18 protein-coding genes are annotated in these 21180 nt (G+C 42.6%); 9 read left to right on the top strand and 9 right to left on the bottom strand.

Annotated features, from left to right (window positions below; genetic code table 11):
• Nucleotides 1-108 precede the first annotated feature (108 nt).
• Together OM416_RS01860 and OM416_RS01855 are read right to left on the bottom strand one after the other, a co-directional pair.
• Complete coding sequence (locus OM416_RS01860) at nucleotides 109-1371, bottom strand: right-handed parallel beta-helix repeat-containing protein (RefSeq protein WP_264926453.1); 1263 nt, start codon at nucleotides 1369-1371, stop codon at nucleotides 109-111.
• Between the two features lie 368 nt (nucleotides 1372-1739).
• On the bottom strand, nucleotides 1740-2420 hold the full coding sequence (locus OM416_RS01855; protein ID WP_264926451.1) for a TetR/AcrR family transcriptional regulator: 681 nt from the start codon (nucleotides 2418-2420) through the stop codon (nucleotides 1740-1742).
• A 136-nt stretch (nucleotides 2421-2556) separates the two neighbouring features.
• Here OM416_RS01855 and OM416_RS01850 point away from each other — a divergent pair, with 136 nt between their 5' ends.
• The 4 genes from OM416_RS01850 to OM416_RS01835 all read left to right on the top strand — a co-directional run bounded on the left by OM416_RS01850 (nucleotide 2557) and on the right by OM416_RS01835 (nucleotide 6722).
• Nucleotides 2557-3909 carry an MATE family efflux transporter gene (locus OM416_RS01850; protein WP_264926449.1) on the top strand — a complete coding sequence of 451 codons (1353 nt, stop codon included), beginning with the start codon at nucleotides 2557-2559 and terminating at the stop codon, nucleotides 3907-3909.
• A gap of 305 nt (nucleotides 3910-4214) precedes the next feature.
• Nucleotides 4215-4958, top strand: coding sequence for a metal ABC transporter ATP-binding protein (locus OM416_RS01845; protein ID WP_413775760.1), 744 nt, complete (start codon nucleotides 4215-4217; stop codon nucleotides 4956-4958).
• Nucleotide 4959: 1 nt separating this feature from the next.
• Entirely contained in the window at nucleotides 4960-5793 is an 834-nt protein-coding gene (locus OM416_RS01840; RefSeq protein WP_264928773.1) for a metal ABC transporter permease, read from the top strand.
• Nucleotides 5790-6722 (top strand): metal ABC transporter substrate-binding protein, encoded by a 933-nt coding sequence (locus OM416_RS01835; RefSeq protein ID WP_264926445.1) that lies wholly within the window; start codon nucleotides 5790-5792, stop codon nucleotides 6720-6722. Before OM416_RS01840 ends, OM416_RS01835 begins: the two co-directional genes overlap by 4 nt.
• Nucleotides 6723-6778: 56 nt before the next feature.
• On the opposite strand, the gene OM416_RS01830 is transcribed toward OM416_RS01835, so the two are convergent.
• Nucleotides 6779-7774: an alpha/beta hydrolase gene (locus tag OM416_RS01830; protein ID WP_264926443.1), complete on the bottom strand. Its 996-nt coding sequence runs from the start codon at nucleotides 7772-7774 to the stop codon at nucleotides 6779-6781.
• Nucleotides 7775-7931: 157 nt separating this feature from the next.
• Nucleotides 7932-9230, bottom strand: coding sequence for an NCS2 family permease (locus OM416_RS01825; protein WP_264926441.1), 1299 nt, complete (start codon nucleotides 9228-9230; stop codon nucleotides 7932-7934).
• Between the two features lie 396 nt (nucleotides 9231-9626).
• Here OM416_RS01825 and OM416_RS01820 point away from each other — a divergent pair, with 396 nt between their 5' ends.
• Complete coding sequence (locus tag OM416_RS01820; RefSeq protein WP_264926439.1) at nucleotides 9627-10478, top strand: aldo/keto reductase; 852 nt, start codon at nucleotides 9627-9629, stop codon at nucleotides 10476-10478.
• Nucleotides 10479-10669: 191 nt separating this feature from the next.
• On the opposite strand, the gene OM416_RS01815 is transcribed toward OM416_RS01820, so the two are convergent.
• Nucleotides 10670-11374: an ankyrin repeat domain-containing protein gene (locus tag OM416_RS01815; protein WP_264926437.1), complete on the bottom strand. Its 705-nt coding sequence runs from the start codon at nucleotides 11372-11374 to the stop codon at nucleotides 10670-10672.
• Nucleotides 11375-11714: 340 nt separating this feature from the next.
• Here OM416_RS01815 and OM416_RS01810 point away from each other — a divergent pair, with 340 nt between their 5' ends.
• Complete coding sequence (locus tag OM416_RS01810) at nucleotides 11715-12542, top strand: AraC family transcriptional regulator (protein WP_264926435.1); 828 nt, start codon at nucleotides 11715-11717, stop codon at nucleotides 12540-12542.
• A 79-nt stretch (nucleotides 12543-12621) separates the two neighbouring features.
• Nucleotides 12622-12960: a cupin domain-containing protein gene (locus OM416_RS01805; RefSeq protein WP_074095159.1), complete on the top strand. Its 339-nt coding sequence runs from the start codon at nucleotides 12622-12624 to the stop codon at nucleotides 12958-12960.
• 143 nt (nucleotides 12961-13103) lie between these two features.
• Here OM416_RS01805 and OM416_RS01800 read toward each other — a convergent pair whose 3' ends face one another.
• The 4 genes from OM416_RS01800 to pdxS form a co-directional block, all read right to left on the bottom strand.
• Nucleotides 13104-14240: a choline esterase gene (locus OM416_RS01800; RefSeq protein ID WP_264926432.1), complete on the bottom strand. Its 1137-nt coding sequence runs from the start codon at nucleotides 14238-14240 to the stop codon at nucleotides 13104-13106.
• A complete protein-coding gene (locus OM416_RS01795) occupies nucleotides 14237-14896 on the bottom strand; it encodes a TetR/AcrR family transcriptional regulator (RefSeq protein ID WP_264926430.1) in 660 nt (219 codons plus the stop codon). The genes OM416_RS01800 and OM416_RS01795 overlap by 4 nt, the downstream gene beginning before the upstream one ends.
• A gap of 213 nt (nucleotides 14897-15109) precedes the next feature.
• Nucleotides 15110-16180, bottom strand: a complete 1071-nt coding sequence (locus tag OM416_RS01790) for an ABC transporter substrate-binding protein (protein ID WP_264926428.1) — start codon at nucleotides 16178-16180, stop codon at nucleotides 15110-15112.
• A gap of 262 nt (nucleotides 16181-16442) precedes the next feature.
• Complete coding sequence (gene pdxS / locus OM416_RS01785; protein WP_200869424.1) at nucleotides 16443-17327, bottom strand: pyridoxal 5'-phosphate synthase lyase subunit PdxS; 885 nt, start codon at nucleotides 17325-17327, stop codon at nucleotides 16443-16445.
• 147 nt (nucleotides 17328-17474) lie between these two features.
• Here pdxS and OM416_RS01780 point away from each other — a divergent pair, with 147 nt between their 5' ends.
• Nucleotides 17475-18965 carry a PLP-dependent aminotransferase family protein gene (locus tag OM416_RS01780; protein WP_264926426.1) on the top strand — a complete coding sequence of 497 codons (1491 nt, stop codon included), beginning with the start codon at nucleotides 17475-17477 and terminating at the stop codon, nucleotides 18963-18965.
• A gap of 60 nt (nucleotides 18966-19025) precedes the next feature.
• Entirely contained in the window at nucleotides 19026-21047 is a 2022-nt protein-coding gene (locus tag OM416_RS01775; RefSeq protein WP_264926424.1) for an ATP-dependent DNA helicase, read from the top strand.
• Nucleotides 21048-21180 lie beyond the last annotated feature (133 nt).

Below are 21180 nucleotides of genomic sequence, written 5' to 3'. Positions count from 1 at the left end.
CTGAGAAAAAGGTCTTTTCCATCATCAGTCAGGGACAGGTAGATTGTTCTACGATCATTTGGATCATTGTTTCTCTCAACCAATTGTCGTTCTTCAACACACAAATGATTAGTCAGCAAGATAGCCTAAGTTGTATTGACTAAGAGGACTCGAAGATACAGGAAGCATGAATGAAACATCAGGCAAAGTACCGTCCGATTTTCTTGGCGCTGATAGTTGAGTTGTATCCAAACTCACAAAATCATCAGCTGTGATCTCAAGACCTCCGTTAATCGTCCACGAATTATTAGTTACATTCTCCGGCAAATTGTTATCATTAACGATTGCCCGACCCGTAAACGCAATGTTATTATGTAATACTTCTCTGTACCCTGGAATATTCGTTATGTCCGTTAGACTAACACGCTCCAGCATATCAAAATTTGCTCTACTGTTATTGTAGGCTGTGTTGTTCGTCCAGGTAGCTGATTGTCCAGGTTGATGATTGGCATAAAAGCCATTCGCTCCATTATTCACAGCAAGAGAATACTTAACCGTGTGAACAGGTAGTGTATCTGGGAACCCGCTTGTTCTATAGGCATAGCCCCCGACTTTGAATCCATTTTTGTCACCGACCCCATCCTGATTGCCCCGATGGTTAAACGACCAGCAATAGTCATATATTACAGTCCCTTTGGAGCTGATACTGTCGAATCCATCATCGCTATTATTCCATGCACGGGAGTTAATGAATGAGACGTCCCCTCCATGAGCACCGAATCCATCAATATTTCCTGCAGATAGTGGCGTTGGGCCGATGTTGTTATACGCATCTGAATTCAGAACGGTTCCTGTTCCATTTCCAGTATAGTAGAAACCAATAGCTTCATTATCATGAGCAGCCATATGTACAAAATCAGCTTGTCCTCTAATTCTGAAAGCTTCCGATTGCGCTTGATCGCCTACTTTGATACCTATTACATCGAATCCTTTGAATGTGATGTCGGTTACTTTATCCCCCACAAAAAATGCTGCTACGCGCAGATTCGTTGGTACGTTTTTAAAATCAAATACCGGTCTTTCTCCAGGATATGCTTCATAAGTGATCCCGCTCTTTGTTATATCATGTACGTAATTATAAGTGTTGTCGATTCTTGCGATCTCAAAATCGTCGTACACTCCTCCTCGAATGTATACTGTATCTCCAGAAGATGCCGCTGACTGTGCTCTTGTTATACTTTTAAATGGTGCATTTTTGGTGCCTGCATTCGTATCACTACCCGTTGAAGCAACATAATAGATGTTTGAACTTCCGGCCGCATAAACAGAAAATGTCATAAACAATGCTGTAAACATGCAACCAATCACTAATAAACTAGCCACTTTCTTCACTGAAAAAATCTCCCCACATCAATAGAATAGTTGAACAAGTTTCCTTTTATTATATCGCTGATTTATAACTCCTTCTTTATAGGAAGTTTTCCTTATTTTTCTTTGTCGTCAATTGATCATAACGTCACGCCATCTAAGATATATTGATTTTTTGTGCAAAGTCTATGATATGTAATCGCATTCTGTGGGACTATTTTCTTACCCATGACATGATATTTGTTTTCGAACACTGCTCTCGAAAGCCAGCTGTCCTCCTCGTATAACAAAAATCCCCTCCGGTTTACATGGTTGAGATCATTCTAAAATGTTCTCTTTTCCCACTGTCTACCTTGAGGGGATCATACCATTCATTTGAATCCGATGAGCTTCTACTTCTCTTCTTCCTTTATCACTTGTTCGATGCCCAACAGAATCAGCTTCAAGCCGAACTCAAACGCTCCGTCGGTTCCCATCACCTCAAATAGACCATTCTTATACATTTTGCTGAATAGTCCAGCTTCCTTCTCACTCATAGAGTCCAGAAGGCTGATCATCTCTTCACCCTGAAGTGCTTCCTGGTCCTTAAGAACAGCAGAAATATTGCGCTGATGCTGATAATCGTCCAGAACAAAATAGAATACATAGTTCACAAGCGTGAGAACTGCTTGTAATTTCTGCTCTTGCTCTAGTGGTGTTGATTCCATACAGAGCAACATGCGGTTGGTAAATCGAATCATGTCCGGTTCGTGGGGCAGCGTCATCATCATGAGTTGTGTGGAACACGGGTATCGGCTAAGCACACTCCTTACGGTGATCGCAAGCCCCTCCATCTGCTCCTTCCAGTCCCCTTCAGACTGAAACTCGTCCAAAATAATTTTCGATATCTGGTTGGCCAGCCGTTGGTAGAGTGTCTGCTTGCTCTTGAAGTACCAGTATAGAGATGGAGCCTGAATCCCCAGCTTGTCTGCCAAGCGTCTCATGCTGAACTTCTCAATCCCCTCTTCCGCCAAAAGCTCCCACGAAGTTTCCAAAATCTTATCTTCCGAAATGTGAGGCTGTTGTTTTTTCATCAGTATCCGCCCTTTTATCTAACAGTGTAAGTTTATGCTTTACAGGTTCATAAGTTCATGATAACATCTAACACTGTAAGGTTCAATCTAACGGTGTTAGATTAGATCAATATTAACGCAGAAAGTAGTGACTCACATGGATGCAGAAAACCTCCATTACTTTGAAAAAGCACCGATCGCCAAAGCCGTAGCTCACTTTGCAGTTCCGATGATGCTAGGCACGTCAATGAGTGTCATCTATTCCATCTTGAACGCCTATTTCCTTGGTACACTGGGGAATACGGCAATGTTAACCGCACTCGCACTAACGTTGCCGTTATTCGCGGTCATCATGGCGCTAGGCAACTTAATTGGTATAGGTAGCGGTACATTCATCTCCCGTTTGCTGGGTGAGAAAAAAGTTGATGATCTGAAGCATGTGTCTTCATTTGCCTTTTACAGCAGCTTAGTTCTCGGACTTATTGTGATTGCCGTCGGACTCCCGTTGATTGAGCCAATCGTTCATGGGCTGGGGGCAACGCCTGAATCCTTTGGATTTACGAAAGACTATGTCACGATTATGCTTATTGGTTCACCATTCGTCATATTATTCTTCACGCTGGAGAATATCGTACGCTCCGAGGGGGCAGCAATTACGTCGATGATCGGTATGATTCTCAGTGTTGTCGTGAATATTATTCTCGATGCGCTATTCATCTTTGTCTTCCATTGGGGTGTGATCGGCGTTGCATCTGCTACGGTCATTGCTAACTTGGTAGCGAGTGCATTTTACGCGTTCCATATGAGTTATAAGAGTCAATTCTTAACCGTCTCCTTAAAATGGTTCAAAATTTCCAAGGACATCTTGAGTAACGTCTTCAAAATCGGAGTTCCTGTTTTTGTTATGAGTGTCTTCTTGGGTGCCATGTCGCTTATTCTTAACCTTTTTCTTGCCGAATATGGCGATCAGGCTATAGCTGGATATGGAATCTCATCACGTTTATTGCAATTTCCTGAGTTTATTCTGATGGGCTTATGCGAGGGAGTTGTGCCGTTGATTGCCTTCTCATTTACAGCGAACAAATTACGTATGAAACAAACCATTGGATTTACGATCAAGTCCATTTTGGGGTTAGCCGTCGTGTTCGGCGTTATCGTCTATCTGATCTCCGACCACTTAATTGGTTTATTTACAAGTGACCCGCAATTAATTGAAATGGGTAGCTACATTCTTCATGTAACCTTCTTATCCTTGTTCATTACAGGAATGACTTCTTTGTTTATGGGGATCTTCCAAGCAACAGCCCAAGGAACCGCCGCGTTTATTATGTCCATCATTCAAGGCATCACGCTGATTCCTGTGTTGTATATCGCCAATCGAATGAGCGGCTTTCATGGAGTGATCTGGTCACTCGTCATTGCGGATGTCGTCGCGTTCCTTGTTGGTGCCATCATGCTGTATGTTCTACGAAACAAGTTGCAGCCGGATCTGGAACATTTGGTACAGTAGCAAAAAAATACGTTTTATTTGATTGGATGACATCATTCAACTTAAGCATAAATAATCAGTATCAGCCCTTCTCTTCTTTCCCAAGAAATTATAGAAGGGTTTTTGTTGTGCCATAAAAGCCATACGTTGTGGTCAATCCGTTGTCGCAACAAAATATTTTATGGTTGACAAAAAGCCCGCCTCAATAATATATTGATTAAGGAAATAAAGTTTCCCTAAGGAAACAAACTAGCGCTTGCGAATGTTTTTTATACTAAGGAAATATATTTTAATAGAGTCAACGTTTGAAGGGGCGAAAAACCATGATACAAATCAGTCAACTAAATGTGGATTACTTTGGTAATCCTGCGCTTCAAAATGTAGATATCGATATTCCACTCGGATTCACGATCGGTATCATTGGACCTAATGGAGCGGGAAAATCAACGTTCATCAAATCTTTATTGGGCGTCATCAAGAAACGTACGGGTAACGTTACCGTTAACGGCACCGCGATTGCTCAAGAAAAAAAGAACATCGCATATGTACCACAGAAAAGCGATGTTGATCTGACTTTCCCCATCACGGTACAGGACACGATCCTGACTGGAACTTACCCTAAGCTGAAGCTTTTCAGAAGACCCGGAAAAAAAGAAAAAGCCTACGTGGACCACTGTATGGAACTGGTGGATATCGCTGATCTCGCGAACAAACAAATCAGCAACCTTTCCGGGGGACAACTGCAACGGGTATTCATTGCAAGAGCGCTCGCCCAGCAGGCAGATATCTTCTTTCTGGATGAACCCTTTGTAGGTATTGACCTCGTGAGCGAAAGAATCATTGTGGATCTGCTGAAAAAACTTCGGGAGCAAGGTAAAACAATCTTAATTGTTCACCATGACTTGCATGAGGTTGAAGAGTATTTTGACAAGATCATTATTCTCAACAAAAAGCTGGTTGCTTTTGGAGACGTATCCACCACCTTTACAACGGAGAACATACAGGCCGCGTATGGATCATCTCTAGGCAATATCCAGATTAAAGGGTTGGGAGATGTTCAGAATGATTAACATGTTGTCAACATGGCTCGATATTCCGGTGTATGCACTGAACGCAGGTCTATCTGCGATTATATTGGGTATTGTATCAGGGGTACTCGGCAGCTTCATCGTGCTTCGGAAAATGTCGTTGATGGGTGATGCGTTGTCACACGCTGTTTTGCCGGGAGTAGCCATATCCTACATCTTGGGGATCAACGTGCTGCTTGGCGCGTCAGTGTTCGGACTTATTGCTGCCATTCTGATTCAATTTATCACCAACCGCAGCACGATTAAAAGTGATACGTCCATCGGAATTGTTTTAAGTTCGTTCTTCGCATTAGGCATCGTTCTCATCACGTTTGCAAAAAGCGGTCTGGACTTAACGCATATCCTGTTCGGTAATATTTTGGCTGTTCCACAGTCAGAATTAGCGCAGTCCTTTGTCATCATGCTTGCCGTAATCGCTGTCGTATCCTTGTTCTATAAGGAGTTGTTGATCAGTTCGTTTGATCCGGTCGTGTCCAAAGCGTACGGATTGAACACCAACTTTTATCATTACTTGCTCATGCTTCTGCTCTCCGTCGTCACCGTCTCTTCCCTCTCCCAGGTGGGGATTGTACTGGTAATTGCGATGCTTGTTATACCGGCAGCGACCTCCTATCTATGGACTAACAAATTGCTTCATATGATCATCTTTGCTTCGGTATACGGAGCATTATCCGGAGTCGTTGGCGTAATACTTAGTTTTGAATTCAACCTTCCAACGAGTGCAACGATTGTGCTTGTTGGTGTAAGTGGGTTCGCCATTTCCTTTATTCTGACACCGAAAAACAACTTTTTTAAGAAAGGATTGAAAGCACAATGAAAAAACAAATGATTGGTGTTTTTATTACCCTTATGGTTATTATATCCGCATGTTCCGATACAACATCTAATAGCACAGAGGCATCGACTACACCAGATGATAAATTAAAGATTGTAGCCACGTATTCCGTTATTGCGGATATGGTGGAGAATGTAGCGGGTGACAAAGCCGAAGTATACAGCATGGTTCCCATTGGAACCGACCCGCACATGTATGACCCTTTACCACAAGACACAAAAAAAATATCAGAGGCGGATCTGGTCTTCTATAACGGACTTAACCTCGAAACGGGAAAAGGTTGGTTCCAGGATCTCCTGAAGGTTACTAACAAAACGGACGCTGCGTTCGTAGTTTCGGAAGAAGTAACACCGATGTATCTTAGCGAAGCAGGCAAAGAAACGCAGGAAGATCCACACGCTTGGCTAGACATTCAAAACGGAATCAAGTATGTGGACATTATTACGAAGCGTATCATTGAGAAAGATCCGGAAAATGAGCAGTATTATTTGGACAACCAAGCTGCTTATGTTACCAAATTAGAGGAAGCCGATCAGTATGCCAAAGATCAAATTGCCAAAGTTCCCGCGGAGAAACGGATTCTGGTAACAAGTGAAGGTGCATTCAAGTATTTCTCCAAGGCTTATGGTTTTGAAGCGGCGTACATTTGGGAAATCAATACGGATAGCCAAGGTACTCCTGATCAGATGAACCGGATTATTGATATTATCAGAACAAACCAGATTCCAGCTCTGTTTGTAGAAACCAGCGTTAATCCGAAGACGATGGAGACGGTATCTACTGAGACAGGTGCCCCTATTCACTCGAAAATCTTTACAGACTCCCTGGCTAAAAAAGGTGAAGACGGAGACACATACATCACCATGGTCAAATGGAACATCGACAAAGTAACAGAAGGCTTATCGCAGTAAACAAAAAAATGAGTCACCTTGTGGTGACTCGTTTTTTTATGTTTTTTCGTTTACAGTTAATTACTAATGGGTTGAATTTGTTTCATGTAAGATTTGAATTCCTCGGCGATTTCTTTAAATTTCGTATGATGAAGGTAATGCGATCCCTCCATTGGGATCATTTTGCCCTGTGCCGATTGTTTCACTAGTTCTTCATGTAGCGGAATCCACTGTGGATTGTGCTCGTTATTGGACTGTACGAAGAGAAGCATCGGCAGATCACGAGGGTACGTGAGATTTTCTCCATTTTTGAAATTGGAACCCAGGTGTTTAAGCTCATCAATCAGTGTCGGATTCGTCGAGACTTGATTCGCAATCAACTTCATCTGTTCTTTAGTATGTTCATCGTATGCAAGTGATTTATAGGAATCACCGCTCACTTTTTGAATCACTCTCATTAGACCTGATTTTTGCAGGAACTTCATTAAGTTCAAAGGTAATTTAACATCCATGCCAGGTTGATTTGGAACACTGCTATCGATCCCGACAAAAGCAGAAACTTCATCCGGATACGTGTTCACATAAGTCGCAGCGTATAGTCCCGTGATGGAATGGCCCATCAGAATATAACGATCAATTCCGAGCTGCTGTACAGCTTCATGAATTTCGCTGACGATATTCTCCGTTGTTCTCTCCGTCTCGGTTTTATCGCTTAATCCGTAACCGAAAGGCTCGATTGCCACAACTTTATAATCAGAGGTTAATTCATCGATTAACAATTTGAAATCAAGTACGGGCGACGGGGTTCCTTGTCCAGGCAGAAGCACAATGGTTTGTTCTCCGCTGCCTTGAATGGACACATTCATATTTTTTCCATCAACGTTGACATATTGGCCATACGATTCAATTTTCTTTTTCTCGATCCCATTACTGATTGTATGAACGACAAACGTGATGCCCATGAATAGCACCAGCGCGCCGACAATACCTCCAATTATTTTTAACCATAAGTTCCGTTTTTTACGGCCCTTAGTCCCCGTTGTTGTTATATCTACTGTTTTTGCCACATCCATCTTCTCCTGTCTTTATATCTGTAGAGCCGCTCTTGCGACATAGGTATAGTGTAACCATGTAAGATGTACCCTTCGTGACGGGAATATGAACTGAATATGAACAAACAAAAAAAAGAGAGCTGCTTGTTTAGAGCAGTTCTCCTTATGATTAGACCATTTAGTGGTCCAGGAACACAAGCTGGATGAAGAACAATACCGCAAAAATGTAGAATATCGGATGAACATCTTTACCTTTTCCACGAAGCAGCTTGAGCACCGGATAAAAGATGAAACCTACGCCGATACCTGTCGCAATACTATGCGTCAACGGAGTAAGGATGATAATCAGGAAGGCCGGAAATGCTTCTTCGAGATCATCCCATTTGATTTTGCTGATAACGTTAATCATAAAGTACCCAACAATGATCAGTGCCGGAGAAGTAATCGCCGGAATGCTTGAAATTACACTTACGATCGGTGTGAAGAACAATGTCAGCGCAAGCAGCACACTTACCGTTACCGCCGTCAGTCCTGTTCTTCCGCCTGCAGCGACCCCTGTACTGGATTCGATGTAAGCAGAGGTTGGGCTTGTTCCGAGCAAAGCGCCACTCGTTGTTCCTACGGCATCGGCCAACAGTGCGCCACGCGAGCGTGGGAATTTACCTTCCTTGAGCAATCCTGCTTGTTCAGCAACGCCGAGCATCGTGCCCGTTGTATCAAACAGTGTGATCAGCAGGAACGTAAATATGATCGTATACAAGCCATTTGAGAATACGCCAGCCAGATCCAGTTGCAAAGCCGTTGACGCGAGGCCTTGCGGCATGGATACAATCGATTCCGGCATTTGGAATAGTCCCATGATCCAGGCAAGTATCGCTGTAACGACCATGCCGATGAACAGGTAACCTTTCACATTGTAAGCCATCAGCACAACGGTGATAATCAATCCGATAATGGTCAGATAAGTCATTGGCTCAGCCAAATTCCCGATCGTAATCAAATTCGATTCTGAATCGGCAATTATGCCGGCATTTTGCAGACCTACCGTTGTAATAAACAATCCGATCCCTGCTGTTATTGCATGTTTTAAACTTGCGGGAATTGCATCAAGCAACATGTAACGGAATGAAGTAAGCGATAAAATAATAAACAAAATCCCTGCTATAAATACAGCTCCCAGTGCAACCTGCCAAGACACGCCATATCCGGCAACTACACTATAGGCAAAGAATGCATTCAGACCCATACCCGGCGCGATGACGATCGGATAATTGGACCATAGCCCCATAATCAGAGTTCCCACAATACTAGCCAGTACCGTTGCTATGAATACTCCGTTAAAGTCCATGCCCGTACTGCTGAGTATTCCTGGGTTTACGATAACTATGTATACCATTGTGAAGAATGTTGTAACCCCTGCGATAATTTCTGTGGAAATGCTCGTGCCTCGTTCTTTTAGTTTGAACCAATTGTCCATGGTAAAGCCAGCCTCCAACCTTCAAATTGTACTCCAAAGCTAAAAACAAAAAATCCTAATCTTCGTATAGGATTGTATTATTATCGCTCCTATATTCGTCGTTAGGATTTAACAGCTAAGTCTAAACCAAAACTAAGGATACTCATATCTGTTTTAACCTGAAGTCCATTTCGTATTCTAATAAAATTAACATGAAATGTCAATGAATTAACGATTTGTTCACAGTTATTTACGAACTATGTGGATGTTTTAGACTTTATTCATTCGTTTTTTTGATGGGTTATTAATAGAAGTATGGTGCTAAGAGGATTAGGCAAGCATGTAAGACGAATTAGATATCTGTTTTTGGATCAGGAGTGCCATAATATAGACATGCTATAACTGGAGGGAAAACAAATGGAAAAAGTAACTTTAAATAATGGTGTTGAAATGCCGATCCTCGGCTTTGGCGTGTTTCAGATTGCAGATGCAAACGAATGTGAACAAAGTGTTATAGATGCCCTATCGGCAGGTTACCGACTCATTGATACAGCCGCTTCTTATTTAAATGAGGAAGCCGTTGGTAGAGCCATTAAACGTAGCGGTGTGGCGAGAGAAGAATTATTTGTTACAACGAAACTTTGGGTTCAGGATACAGGTTATGAACGTACAAAATTAGCATTTGAGAAATCCTTGCAACGATTGCAATTGGACTATTTGGATTTATATTTAATTCATCAGCCTTTTGGAGACGTACATGGCTCTTGGCGTGCAATGGAGGAATTGTATCGTGAAGGAAAAGTGCGTGCAATCGGAGTAAGTAACTTCCAGCCTGATCGTCTAATCGATTTGATTCTGCAAAACAAAGTAACTCCTGCTGTAAACCAGGTCGAAACGCATCCCTTCAACCAACAGATCTTAACTGGACAATTCATGAAAGAAAATAATGTTCAGATCGAGTCTTGGGCACCTTTTGCTGAAGGGAAAAATGACTTGTTCCAGAATGAGGTACTGGTATCTATAGGTGAAAAGTACAACAAATCGGTTGCTCAGGTGGTTTTGCGCTGGTTGACCCAAAGAGAAGTCGTTGTCATTCCAAAATCGGTTCGTAAAGAAAGAATTATTGAGAACTTCAATATCTTTGATTTCGAATTAAGCCACGGAGATATCGAGTCGATTACTGCGCTAGATACCAAACAGAGCCTGTTCTTCTCCCATAACGATCCTGAAATGGTGAAGTGGATTAGTAATCGTAAGCTTGATATCTAAATATATAATCATCCAATTAAATACAATGTAAGTTCTAATCCTGTTCTTGCTTGGGATGTAGACTTGGTTCTTTATACTACAAAAGCCGCTATTATAGCGGCTTTTGTGTGTAATACGATGATCTGGTCCGGCATCAATTCCCACCGAAAACTGAACATTAACTTGTATTTCTTTGACCATATAACAGTGATCTACCTCGCACCAGCCCCAACCAAAATCTTTTCAATTTCCTTGAAGCCCTTATTCTTCGCATGACTGAGCGGTGATATCCCATCACGATCCGGTATGTTGACATCTGCTCCGTGCTCAATGAGTAATTGTATCGTCTCCTGCTGCTGTACATTGCCATCGTTAAGAATGATCGCTTCGAGTAGTGCTGTCCATCCTAATTGATTAACATGGTTCACATCCACCGAAGTTTGAGTTAGTAGTTCTTTCACTACATCCACATATCCATGCTCCGAAGCTGGAATAAGCGCTGTCCCTCCATATCGATTCGTTATCGCTGGGTCCGCTCCCGCCTCAATTGTCAGCTTCAAAATATCCAAGTATCCTTCAGCTCCAGCATACAGAAACGGGTTATTCTTCATATCGTCCTGTATATTCACATCTGCACCCGCTTCAATTAATAGTGTAGCTGATGCCAAATCATTGTTGTAGGTTGCAATCATGGCAGCCGTTCGTCCACTCTGATCTTGAGCATTGATATTGGCACCTGCTTGAATCATTTGTTCGATGCGTTCAGTATCGCTGTCCTCTACTGCCTTGAACAGCTGTTCATCTGCTGAAGTCATGGCCTTTTCCTCCACACTGGAGTCGTTTCTCATTTCAGGCACGCAACCTTGAACGATCAACATACTGCTTATCAGGACAACGATGATCAGCGATTTACTCATACTGCCTCCTTTACTCCAGTGTCAAGGTGACCGAAGAAGCGATACTCCAATCCCCAACTGGGTTTATTGTATACGTAGTACCTTGTTATTGAATTAGTTAGTGCACATATTAACACGAGATGGACCTCATTGCCCATAGTTTACAAAGTGCTTGCGCATTCGCCATGTTGGTTCGCTTACCCGGCATGGAACCGTTTAATGCTGGTTTGAGCGTAGCCAAAAGCATCATTTTTCATTTTATATATTGACAGTGATAATGATTATCAATAGTGTTGGAGTAAGATATACAGCGATTTATCTCAGCATGACCAGCAAACACTTTTGAAACGAGGTACGAAATGTGAAAGTAGATGTGAATCAGTTGGCAGCGCATTTTGCACATATTCCTTTTCAAGTAGAAGGAATATATCGATATGCTAGAAATCCAGGCGTGCCCCACGCCGACTTTACCGATTCTTTTCCTGGATTTGTATTTCCTTTGACAGGAAAGATTCAATTCCAATTTGATGGTACACCCTATATCTTCTCACCAGGAAAAGTTGTACACGGGGGTGCGAAAATGAAACTGGACCAAACCGTGTTTAATAAAAACGACTGGGAATACATCCTTGTTTTATACCGAATATGTAGTTCAGATCTCGATGAATCAAGCTTTTCCCATCAGCATTTCGAATTATCAACGGGTCAATCCCCTCGTCTGATCGAACTAATTACGAGACTCTGGCATGTGTATAATCAGCGTGGAGGCATGTCAAAGTTTCAGACCGAGATGCTCTTCCGTGATGTGCTGAATGAGGCATTAATATGTGTGGATCATCGGCAAAATAGTAATGAATCTGATGCTTTATTCGAACGGGTCTCTACTCATATTCATGAAAACTATGATCAAAGCCTGACAGTAACATCGCTCGCAGAGCTATATAATGTGAATCGTAATCGAATTTCTTATGTATTTAGAAGACATGCGGGCATGGGGCCAGCAGATTATATATTGAAATATCGTATAAACATGGCGCAACAAATGTTGTCTGCAAGTGACGCGTCTGTACAACACATTGCTGAAACCGTTGGCATTGCTGATCCCTTCTATTTTAGTAGAGTGTTCAAGAAACAAAATGGTATTTCTCCTACGGAGTATCGCCAGAAGTTCATCAATAATCCATCCTGATTTCAACAGGCATCCATGTTATACCAAAAATTAAATCCGTATACTGAATATAAAGGCTTAATACACAGGAGGAATGACGATGCACTATCAAGCTATTAAATTAAATGAGGAATTCTCAAAATTAAACGATCTGTGGTCTCCGAAACTCATTGGTGAAATGAATGACTATCAATTTAAGATCGTTAAGATTGCTGGAGATTTTGAGTGGCACGTTCATGAAGAAACCGATAAGTTGTTTTTCGTGCTCGAAGGGGAAATGATTATTGATTTTCGTGATGGGCAAGTGAAGATTTCTAAGGGTGAGATGTACATTGTTCCCAAGGGAGTTGAGATCAAGCCTTCCGCCGAAAAGGAATGTCATATCATGTTGATGGAGCCTGGAAGCGAAGTAAACACTGGCGGGACTAAGGCCGAATAAGCGTCAGTTATTGGAACCAGGATTTCAATTTGTAATATCAGAGAGCCGATAACCGCGTAATAGGTTATCGGCTCTGCGTCTGTACGGCTAGCTCTTGGACATGCATTAATTTACATATATTAATCAGTAGCCTCTCGGTTATGTCAATTTTTGCTGGTCTTATTGATCAATTCCACACCATCGTATGCCAGACTTTCCACACTTGTTGCCTTCTGCAGTATGTAATGATCAAAAAAGTTCTTCGCATAGTTTGTAACAAGATTTCGCATCTCCATAGCATCCCGTTCACCTCTGAGTTCCTCATTAACACTGGTAAACACAATGTCACAGTAATCCAAATGTGCAACACGATCAACTGAGAAATAATAGGTTTCCATGCTATTGTTAGCGCCAATAACCGCATTCATATTATAGTTAGGTTCACAAAACAGGAACAAGAAGGGTTTCTTAAGATCGCTGTCAAGAAGTCCAAACGCACTGCTATCCAAGCCAATCCCGCAGGCGAACCGGTCGTCATCCCGGCAAACCATCGCCGTCGTAGGCCCTCCATAAGAATGTCCGACTATACCCATGCCGATGTCAAGCAGTAATCTACCCTTAAAGATGGAATTCAGCTCTCCAGAGTCCAGTTTGTAAAGATAATCGGCTACATACCTCACATCTTCTGCCTGTAATTCACTATACTCTGTTATCTTGGAAAGTATCGGTAGTGCAAGCACGTTACGGCACATCTCAATGGCAGTTTCATCGTCAGGACGCATCTCCATCTTACCAGCCAACGCCAGCATCTCCGGATCTTCACCAAACGCTGTAATGACATCCGAAAAATCCTTGGATACATTAAACAGGCGCCCATCTTTACGTTTATACATCGTGCTATTCTGATGGCCGATGCTTACCACAACATACCCCATGCTTGCCAAGTCTGTACAGAGCACTGTACCCCATTCTGGAGAACCACCCCCACCGCAAACATAGAATAACACCGGATAGCGCTTTTGCTTCCCAGAGAGAGCAAGGTCGTCATAACACTGGGTCTTGATATCTATAGAGAAAACATCCTTCAATGCAGTGACAAGTGGCTGCTCATTAAACATCCCGTAGACTTCAGGAAACATGTACGTTGATGTAGTCTTACCTTCGCTACTGTCAGACGGATAGTACACAAAAGCGGTCAGTTCTCTTTTTGAGTAATCTGATGCCGTGTACTCAAAATCCATCTGGGTTCGACCGACAGTATAGCCGCCAATTGGTTCTGGAAATACGTCATAGGTTTTCATTTTCTTTCCCCCTTGAGATCGCTAACCATTTCAGAATATTTATGATCTTCAAGCAGCCCATGACCCATAAATTCAGCAAAGTACTTGCTGATCTTATGTTGCAGCTTAGAGTCCTTAATATCGAATTCCCTAAAAAACAAGATTAAATTAAGCTGCATTGACTCAAACATAAAAGAAATCAGATCGTCGTCAACATCAGGCCTTAGATATCCATCAACCCTCATTCGGCGTAAAATGTCCTTGATCATGGGGAATGACTCGCCCTTTAACACATTCACATATACTTTCAGTAAAATGTCCTCAGGAATATATGAAAATGTTTTAGTTAGTTTGATTTCCAACTCATTCAGTGGCTCGGTCACCATGCCATTAACGTTACCAAATAAGCCAGTAAGGAAATAGCTGTAAAGGGAATCTTCATTACTGTTATTAAAATATGCAGCTCTTTTCTGGGTCACATTACGTATTAAGTGACAATATAGGTCATCTTTGTCTTCAAAATACCGATAAAATGTTCCGGGGTGCATGGACAAACTATCCAAAACCATCTTCATAGATATATCCTCGTAAAGGCTATTAACAAAAAGCTGCATAGCGCTATTCGATATTTCCTCGCGCCTTGCCTCATCTAAACGAAAGAAAGTATTTTTTGGCATAGACTACTCCTTAATGTGAAGTGTGAACTGATTCACACTATAATGATAATACATTCACAAGTCAAGTTGTATTAAGATAGCGTGTTCAGAAACTCATTATCATTCAGCGGGCTGACCGGGAACAGCTTGAAACAGAAATTAGGTCCCTGATAACCAAAAAAAGCCGCTAAAATAGCGACTTTTAATGGTACTATGTTTTTGTTCTTGGCTTCATTACAACCCGAGATCATCGGCGAGTCCTTCTACACCTGTGAAGATGGAATCTCCGTAACCCCAGAAGTTGTTGAAATCAATAATGTAGATTTTCTTGTTTTTAACTGCGTTAATGTTCTGTACCTGCTTGTTGGCTAACAGCTTTTCAATCGTTTCTTCTGGATCAATACCACCAGCATACCTAGAAATAATCATGGCATCCGGATTAATCTCGATTAGTTTCTCCAGACTGAGTGTGCCGGTTTCATTAATCAGCATATTATGCATATTGATTAATGACATTGCACTTTCAATAAACGTATCACCATTTCCGTTATAAATTCCAATCGTTCCATCACCATTATCTGAAAAAGATGCATAGTTGATCGTTTCAGCGCTAGCTCGGGCCGACAACGCAGTCTCGCGAGCTTTAAGCGTCTCAATATATGCCGCTGCGTTCGCCTGTACGTTGAATATCTCACCTAATTCAGTAATGTCCTGATACAGACTATCTAACGATGCATCAGGAACACTGGTGCTTTGCACGTACGTTTTAATCCCCATATCATTTAAGCTGCTTACTGTTCCAACGCCCCAATCAGCATCCTCAAACAATCCACCACGCCCCACAACCAGGTCAGGCGAAGCGCCTATGGTCACTTCCTTACCGACATAGCCTTCAGCCAACACAGGAATTTTTTTGAATTCATCAGCGATATCGTCAGGTACACTACCGAAAAGCGCTGCAACTCCAACAATTTTGTCAGTCAAACCAAGACGGATCATTAATTCAGCCGCACCTTGTGTATTGGCAACAACCCGTTCAGGTACCTTATCAAAAGTTTGTTCTTTAGCGACCCATGTCCCATTTTGAGTCGTATAGTTTGAAACGGTTAATGGATATGCGGTTTGAGCAGCACCCGAAGCATTTGCATCCGATGTCTCCTCATCTGTTGCAACATTATTCGTTGCTTCCTGTGAGCTATTATTTGCCTCATCGGTTCCGCCATTATTACTGGAGCATGCTGCAAGTACAAAAACAAGAGCAGCAATAAAACAAAATAACATTCCTTTTTTAAAGCGTGTAGACATTTAATTCTCTCCCTTTTCGATTCTTAATTTTCTATTTATGCATTATGTAAAATAGTTATTGTCAGTATACAGTAAATGTCGAATCTCGTAAATGATAATTATAATCATTCTCAATTGATGAAAAAATGGACATTCCCCTCTTCGTCTTTGCTTTTGCTTTCGTCAAGAATAACCAAAAAAGCCGATCAATTTGTATCCATTGATCGGCTTTGCTCGATATCATTCATATTCCATGTATTCTCAAACCGATGTTCTATTCCCCTTACCAACCGCGGTTGGACATGCGCTCTTCTGGAGCCAATTTAGAAATTTCGATCCCTTTCATAGGGGCACCCAAGTTTTTGGATACTTCGGCAATCAATTTGTAATCCGTGTAATGTGTAGTCGCTTCAACGATTGCACGAGCGAATTTCTCCGGGCTATCTGATTTGAAAATACCTGATCCTACAAACACACCATCTGCTCCCAGGTGCATCATTAGTGCTGCGTCTGCTGGTGTAGCTACACCGCCTGCTGCAAAGTTAACGACAGGAAGTTTTCCATTTTCATGTACTTCGCGCAGTAGCTCATAAGCTACACCCAGGTTTTTTGCTTCAGCGTACAGCTCGTCCTTGGACATGTTTTGCACTTTACGGAGCTGGCTGTTAATTAGACGCATATGACGAACTGCCTCAACAATGTTACCCGTTCCAGGCTCACCTTTTGTACGAATCATCGATGCTCCCTCACCAATACGGCGAAGAGCCTCTCCCAAATCTTTCGCTCCACATACAAATGGTACAGTGAACTCATGTTTATCAATATGGAACACTTCGTCTGCAGGCGTAAGAACTTCACTTTCATCGAGATAGTCCACACCTAGGGATTCAAGCACTTTGGCTTCTATGTAATGACCGATACGTGCTTTAGCCATAACTGGAATAGATACAACCTTCATAACCTCTTCAACGATGGTTGGATCTGCCATACGAGCTACACCGCCGGCTGCGCGAATATCGGAAGGTACCCGTTCAAGAGCCATAACAGCTGTTGCCCCTGCCGCCTCAGCGATCTTAGCTTGCTCTGCATTCATAACGTCCATGATGACGCCACCTTTTTGCATCTCAGCCATTCCTCTTTTTACACGATCTGTACCTGTTTGCATGATTGTAGTCCTCCTAAGTAACTTTTGGGTGGTTTTCAATAAAGGCATCGCTCTAATCTATGATTTAGTATAAAATGAGAATGGTCATATAAAAAGATCCAATATTTTCGGTTTTTATTGTACCACTTCAATTATAACTCTGGAGGTCCTATGCAATTTCATGTAGCTTACAGTTCATATTTGAACCGAAAATATACCAAGATGAAGGCTCTCTACCATGCCATTCGTGATGCTATTCATGAAGGCAATCTTATGCATGGTGAGAAGTTACCCTCGACTAGAGAGTTAGCCGCGACGTATCACATTTCCAGAGGAACCGTGAATCAGGTCTATGATACGTTGACTGCTCAAGGTTACATTCAATCAGAGCATGGAAGAGGAACCTTTGTTGCTTATCAGTTGGATTTAAGCAATGATTCGTCCACCGTGAAAGCTTGTAACCATCACTTATCAGCCTGGGGAAATCGTATTCAGCAGTTTGAACAGCAGTCGATTCAAAGAAATGCACCAGCCAATGCTCATACACATGATTCCAGAATGGATCGCGACGAAGTGATCGACTTTAGCAAATACCAACCTGATTTATCCAAATTCCCTTACGATGAATGGAATAATCGATTGTATGCAGAGATACGGCAGCGTGAGCATCACCTGGAAACAACCTCTGCGATGGTTAGTTCAACCGGGGATCCGAGATTGAGAGAAGCCATTGCCGCCTACCTTCGAAGAATGCGGGGAATTCAAGTCGATCCGCATCATATTGCAGTGACTGCAGGCTCCATGCAAGCTATAGCTCTTCTCACTCAATTACTTGCAGATCCTGGGGATCATGTCGTGACGGAAAGCCCTTGTTATGTCGGGATTTCTAAAGCCATTTTGGCTGCGGGTGCAAAGTTGATTGAAGCCAATCTAGATGGTCAGGGTGTTGTGCCCCAAGACTGGGAAGCGCGTATGTTGTTTGTCACGCCGTCACGACAGTTTCCCACTGGCGAAATGCTCAGCCTTGAACGCAGACAAACCTTGCTGGACTGGGCACATCGTCATGATGCCATGATTGTCGAGGATGACTATGATAGTGAATTCCGATATCGCGGAATGCATGTTGAACCGCTGAAAACACTTGATAAAGCAGGACGTGTAATCTACCTGGGCAGCTTTACGAAAACCTTGCCTTTTGAAGTACGACTTGGTTTTGTGGTTCTTCCACCTACCTTGGCAGATACCTTTAGAAAGGCACAGGCATTATACGAGCCAAGACCCGTCAACCTGATCGAACAACGGGCATTAGCTGCATTCATGACAAGCGGTCAATATGAGCGTCATCTGCGCAGGATGAATCGATTATACAGTCGCAAATTCGATCTGTTACTCAAACTTTTGAACAAGCAACTTTCTACATGGTTTGATTGGGTGGAGAATGAAGCGGGTCTGCACGTGTTTGGCTGGTGGCGAGGTAATGTGTCCACGTATGAGGCCTTTCGGGCATCGGCTAAGTCACAAGGTGTGGTATACTCAGAAGTCAGCAGTTCAACGTCAGTTGGTACGAAGTATGGTATATATTTATCTTTTGCACATTTGTCAGATGAACAGTTACAGGAAGGCGTATCCAGATTGAAAAATGCCGTCACAGCCTCATTGTGAGGTACATCGTCTCCAAAATATAGTACAAGAAGATCATCATTCGGAAGAGGGGCGATCGTTATGAATTGGTTAAATGGACTCTATAAAATAAATAAGCAGGAACCGAACAAGGAAATCGAACGTTCTTTGGTTAACGCCATCTTCCGAATTTATGACCGATTCCCCCGAATTGGTCTTAGAGAGCGGATCGGACAGCAAGAAATGTCTCTCGATATAGCCGATGCTTATATCCATGGACATAATGCCATGATTGAAGCTGGTGTCGGAATCGGTAAGTCTTTTGCATACCTGATCCCAAGTCTGCTCACGAATCAAATGTCTCAAAAACCAGTTATTATAGCTACTTCCTCCATTCAGCTTTCGGAACAGATACATAAAGATTTAAGGATCATTGGTAGCCGGTTGGGATTCACAATGGTTCGTTCCGTCGTGGGCAAAGGCATGGGTCAGTATGCCTGCCGAAGCAGAGCAGCTGAATTAATCAGTCCTGGTGATGCAAACTCCTCCGTGTCTACCCTCGCCCAGCGCATATTAGATTATGAAATTGATGAAAGAGCCGATATTAAAGCTGGAATTAGTGATGCTGAATGGTCACACGTTTCCGTGAATGATTGCAAATTCGAACGTTGCCATCATAAAAATGGATGCTTGTTCTACGATATGAGAGCGAAATTAAATGCAAAAGCTCACGAGATTGATTTTATTATCGTGAACCAGGATCTGCTCATACGGGATTTGATGAAGAAAAAAGAAGGTACGAAGAGCATTATCTCGGAACAGCCTGCTCTGATCGTCATTGATGAAGCGCATAATCTGGAAGCAAAAGTTCGAGATGCCAGAACGCTTGAGTTCACTTATCGGGGAATCTGCCGCACGCTCGATACCACTGTGCAGCTTCTCATGAAGCAGTCTGGGGATAAAAGTCTCTTCTCACAATCTAAGTTCATAAAAAACTGCGCTGAGCGCATCTTCAAACAGGTAAACGCGGATCTGCTCCACCATGCCAAGCAGGATAACGACCGAATCAAAGTGTCGGATATCAAAGGAATACCTTTAAACCAAGTCTCGAACAATTTGAAAGATCTCAGTCTACGGCTTTCCATTTTGACTTCCCGCCACGAACGGGAGATCGATGACGCTTTTGAAGCCATCAACGGGCTTGTCACTCTCATTCGTGTCTTATCTGAACTGGAGGACAACTATCTCTTATGGGCAAGCAGTCCCCTGGGAATAGCCACGATCAGTATCTGTCCCAAAGATATAAGCCAATTTCTGAAATACATTTTATTTAATGCCAAGGTACCTGTAATCCTGACGTCGGCAACGCTGTGCCAAGGCGGGGATACATTGGAGGAACAATACTCTTATTTGACGCAGTCCCTCGGTTATAAGGGGGATTTTATGGATCGCAAATCCTCCCCTTTTGACTATACCAACCATGCCATGATGTACATCTCGAACAAAGTTCCCTATTACCACCATGACCAGCGCGAAAACTATCTTGAAGCAGCTTATAAGGAAATGGTTCAACTCTGTAATTTAACTCACGGAAGAACAATCGTCCTTTTTTCAGCAAAGGAGGACATGAAGTACATTCACAAGAAGTTGATTTCAAGTGCTAATGAAAATTCATGGGCAGTGCATGTTCAAAAAGAAGGATCTTCCCAGGACAGTGTCATCGCCGAATTCAGGAAAAGCAAAGGTGTACTCCTGGGTACCGGTGTATTCTGGGAAGGCGTGAATATCGAGGGTCCTGATCTGTCGCAGGTTATCATTTTCCGTCTGCCCTTCCCTGTTCCATCGGATCCTGTTTATGAATATAAGGCATCTGTAACGGAGAATCCGTTCATGGAGGTGTTTGTACCGGACATGCTTCTGCGGTTACGGCAAGGAACGGGTCGCTTGATCCGCAGTGAAACGGACCTTGGCATACTCAGCATACTTGACTCCCGTCTAAGCGCAGCGGCAAAAAAGAGTTACCGGGAACAGGTGCTGGACACGTTGCCGTTCAAAAAAGTGACGGAGGATATTGCGGTTTTGGAGAAATTTGTTCAAAATAAGGGGATACGACGAACGGATTAGGAGTGGAATAACACGTAACCTTGAAAAACTGCCTAAATTACATGAAGCAGCCCTTCCATCTATCAAGCGGAAGGGCCAATTTAGATGCTGGAAGTAAGATTTATGCTACAATATATTCCAGATCTACGAACCC

Source organism: Paenibacillus sp. LS1, from assembly GCF_026013365.1.
Taxonomy (GTDB): Bacteria; Bacillota; Bacilli; order Paenibacillales; family Paenibacillaceae; genus Paenibacillus.
The sequence above is the reverse complement of the archived record's forward strand: the minus strand, read 5'-3'. Positions and strand labels throughout refer to the sequence as shown.

What these genes read in the sequence shown, in the direction of transcription:
- OM416_RS01855 (WP_264926451.1), bottom strand. Translation starts at nt 2,420, where the DNA reads ATGAAAAAACAACAGCCTCACATTTCGGAAGATAAGATTTTGGAAACT.
- OM416_RS01850 (WP_264926449.1), top strand. Translation starts at nt 2,557, where the DNA reads ATGGATGCAGAAAACCTCCATTACTTTGAAAAAGCACCGATCGCCAAA.
- OM416_RS01840 (WP_264928773.1), top strand. Translation starts at nt 4,960, where the DNA reads ATGTTGTCAACATGGCTCGATATTCCGGTGTATGCACTGAACGCAGGT.
- OM416_RS01835 (WP_264926445.1), top strand. Translation starts at nt 5,790, where the DNA reads ATGAAAAAACAAATGATTGGTGTTTTTATTACCCTTATGGTTATTATA.
- OM416_RS01830 (WP_264926443.1), bottom strand. Translation starts at nt 7,774, where the DNA reads ATGGATGTGGCAAAAACAGTAGATATAACAACAACGGGGACTAAGGGC.
- OM416_RS01825 (WP_264926441.1), bottom strand. Translation starts at nt 9,230, where the DNA reads ATGGACAATTGGTTCAAACTAAAAGAACGAGGCACGAGCATTTCCACA.
- OM416_RS01820 (WP_264926439.1), top strand. Translation starts at nt 9,627, where the DNA reads ATGGAAAAAGTAACTTTAAATAATGGTGTTGAAATGCCGATCCTCGGC.
- OM416_RS01815 (WP_264926437.1), bottom strand. Translation starts at nt 11,374, where the DNA reads ATGAGTAAATCGCTGATCATCGTTGTCCTGATAAGCAGTATGTTGATC.
- OM416_RS01805 (WP_074095159.1), top strand. Translation starts at nt 12,622, where the DNA reads ATGCACTATCAAGCTATTAAATTAAATGAGGAATTCTCAAAATTAAAC.
- OM416_RS01800 (WP_264926432.1), bottom strand. Translation starts at nt 14,240, where the DNA reads ATGAAAACCTATGACGTATTTCCAGAACCAATTGGCGGCTATACTGTC.
- OM416_RS01795 (WP_264926430.1), bottom strand. Translation starts at nt 14,896, where the DNA reads ATGCCAAAAAATACTTTCTTTCGTTTAGATGAGGCAAGGCGCGAGGAA.
- OM416_RS01790 (WP_264926428.1), bottom strand. Translation starts at nt 16,180, where the DNA reads ATGTCTACACGCTTTAAAAAAGGAATGTTATTTTGTTTTATTGCTGCT.
- OM416_RS01780 (WP_264926426.1), top strand. Translation starts at nt 17,475, where the DNA reads ATGCAATTTCATGTAGCTTACAGTTCATATTTGAACCGAAAATATACC.
- OM416_RS01775 (WP_264926424.1), top strand. Translation starts at nt 19,026, where the DNA reads ATGAATTGGTTAAATGGACTCTATAAAATAAATAAGCAGGAACCGAAC.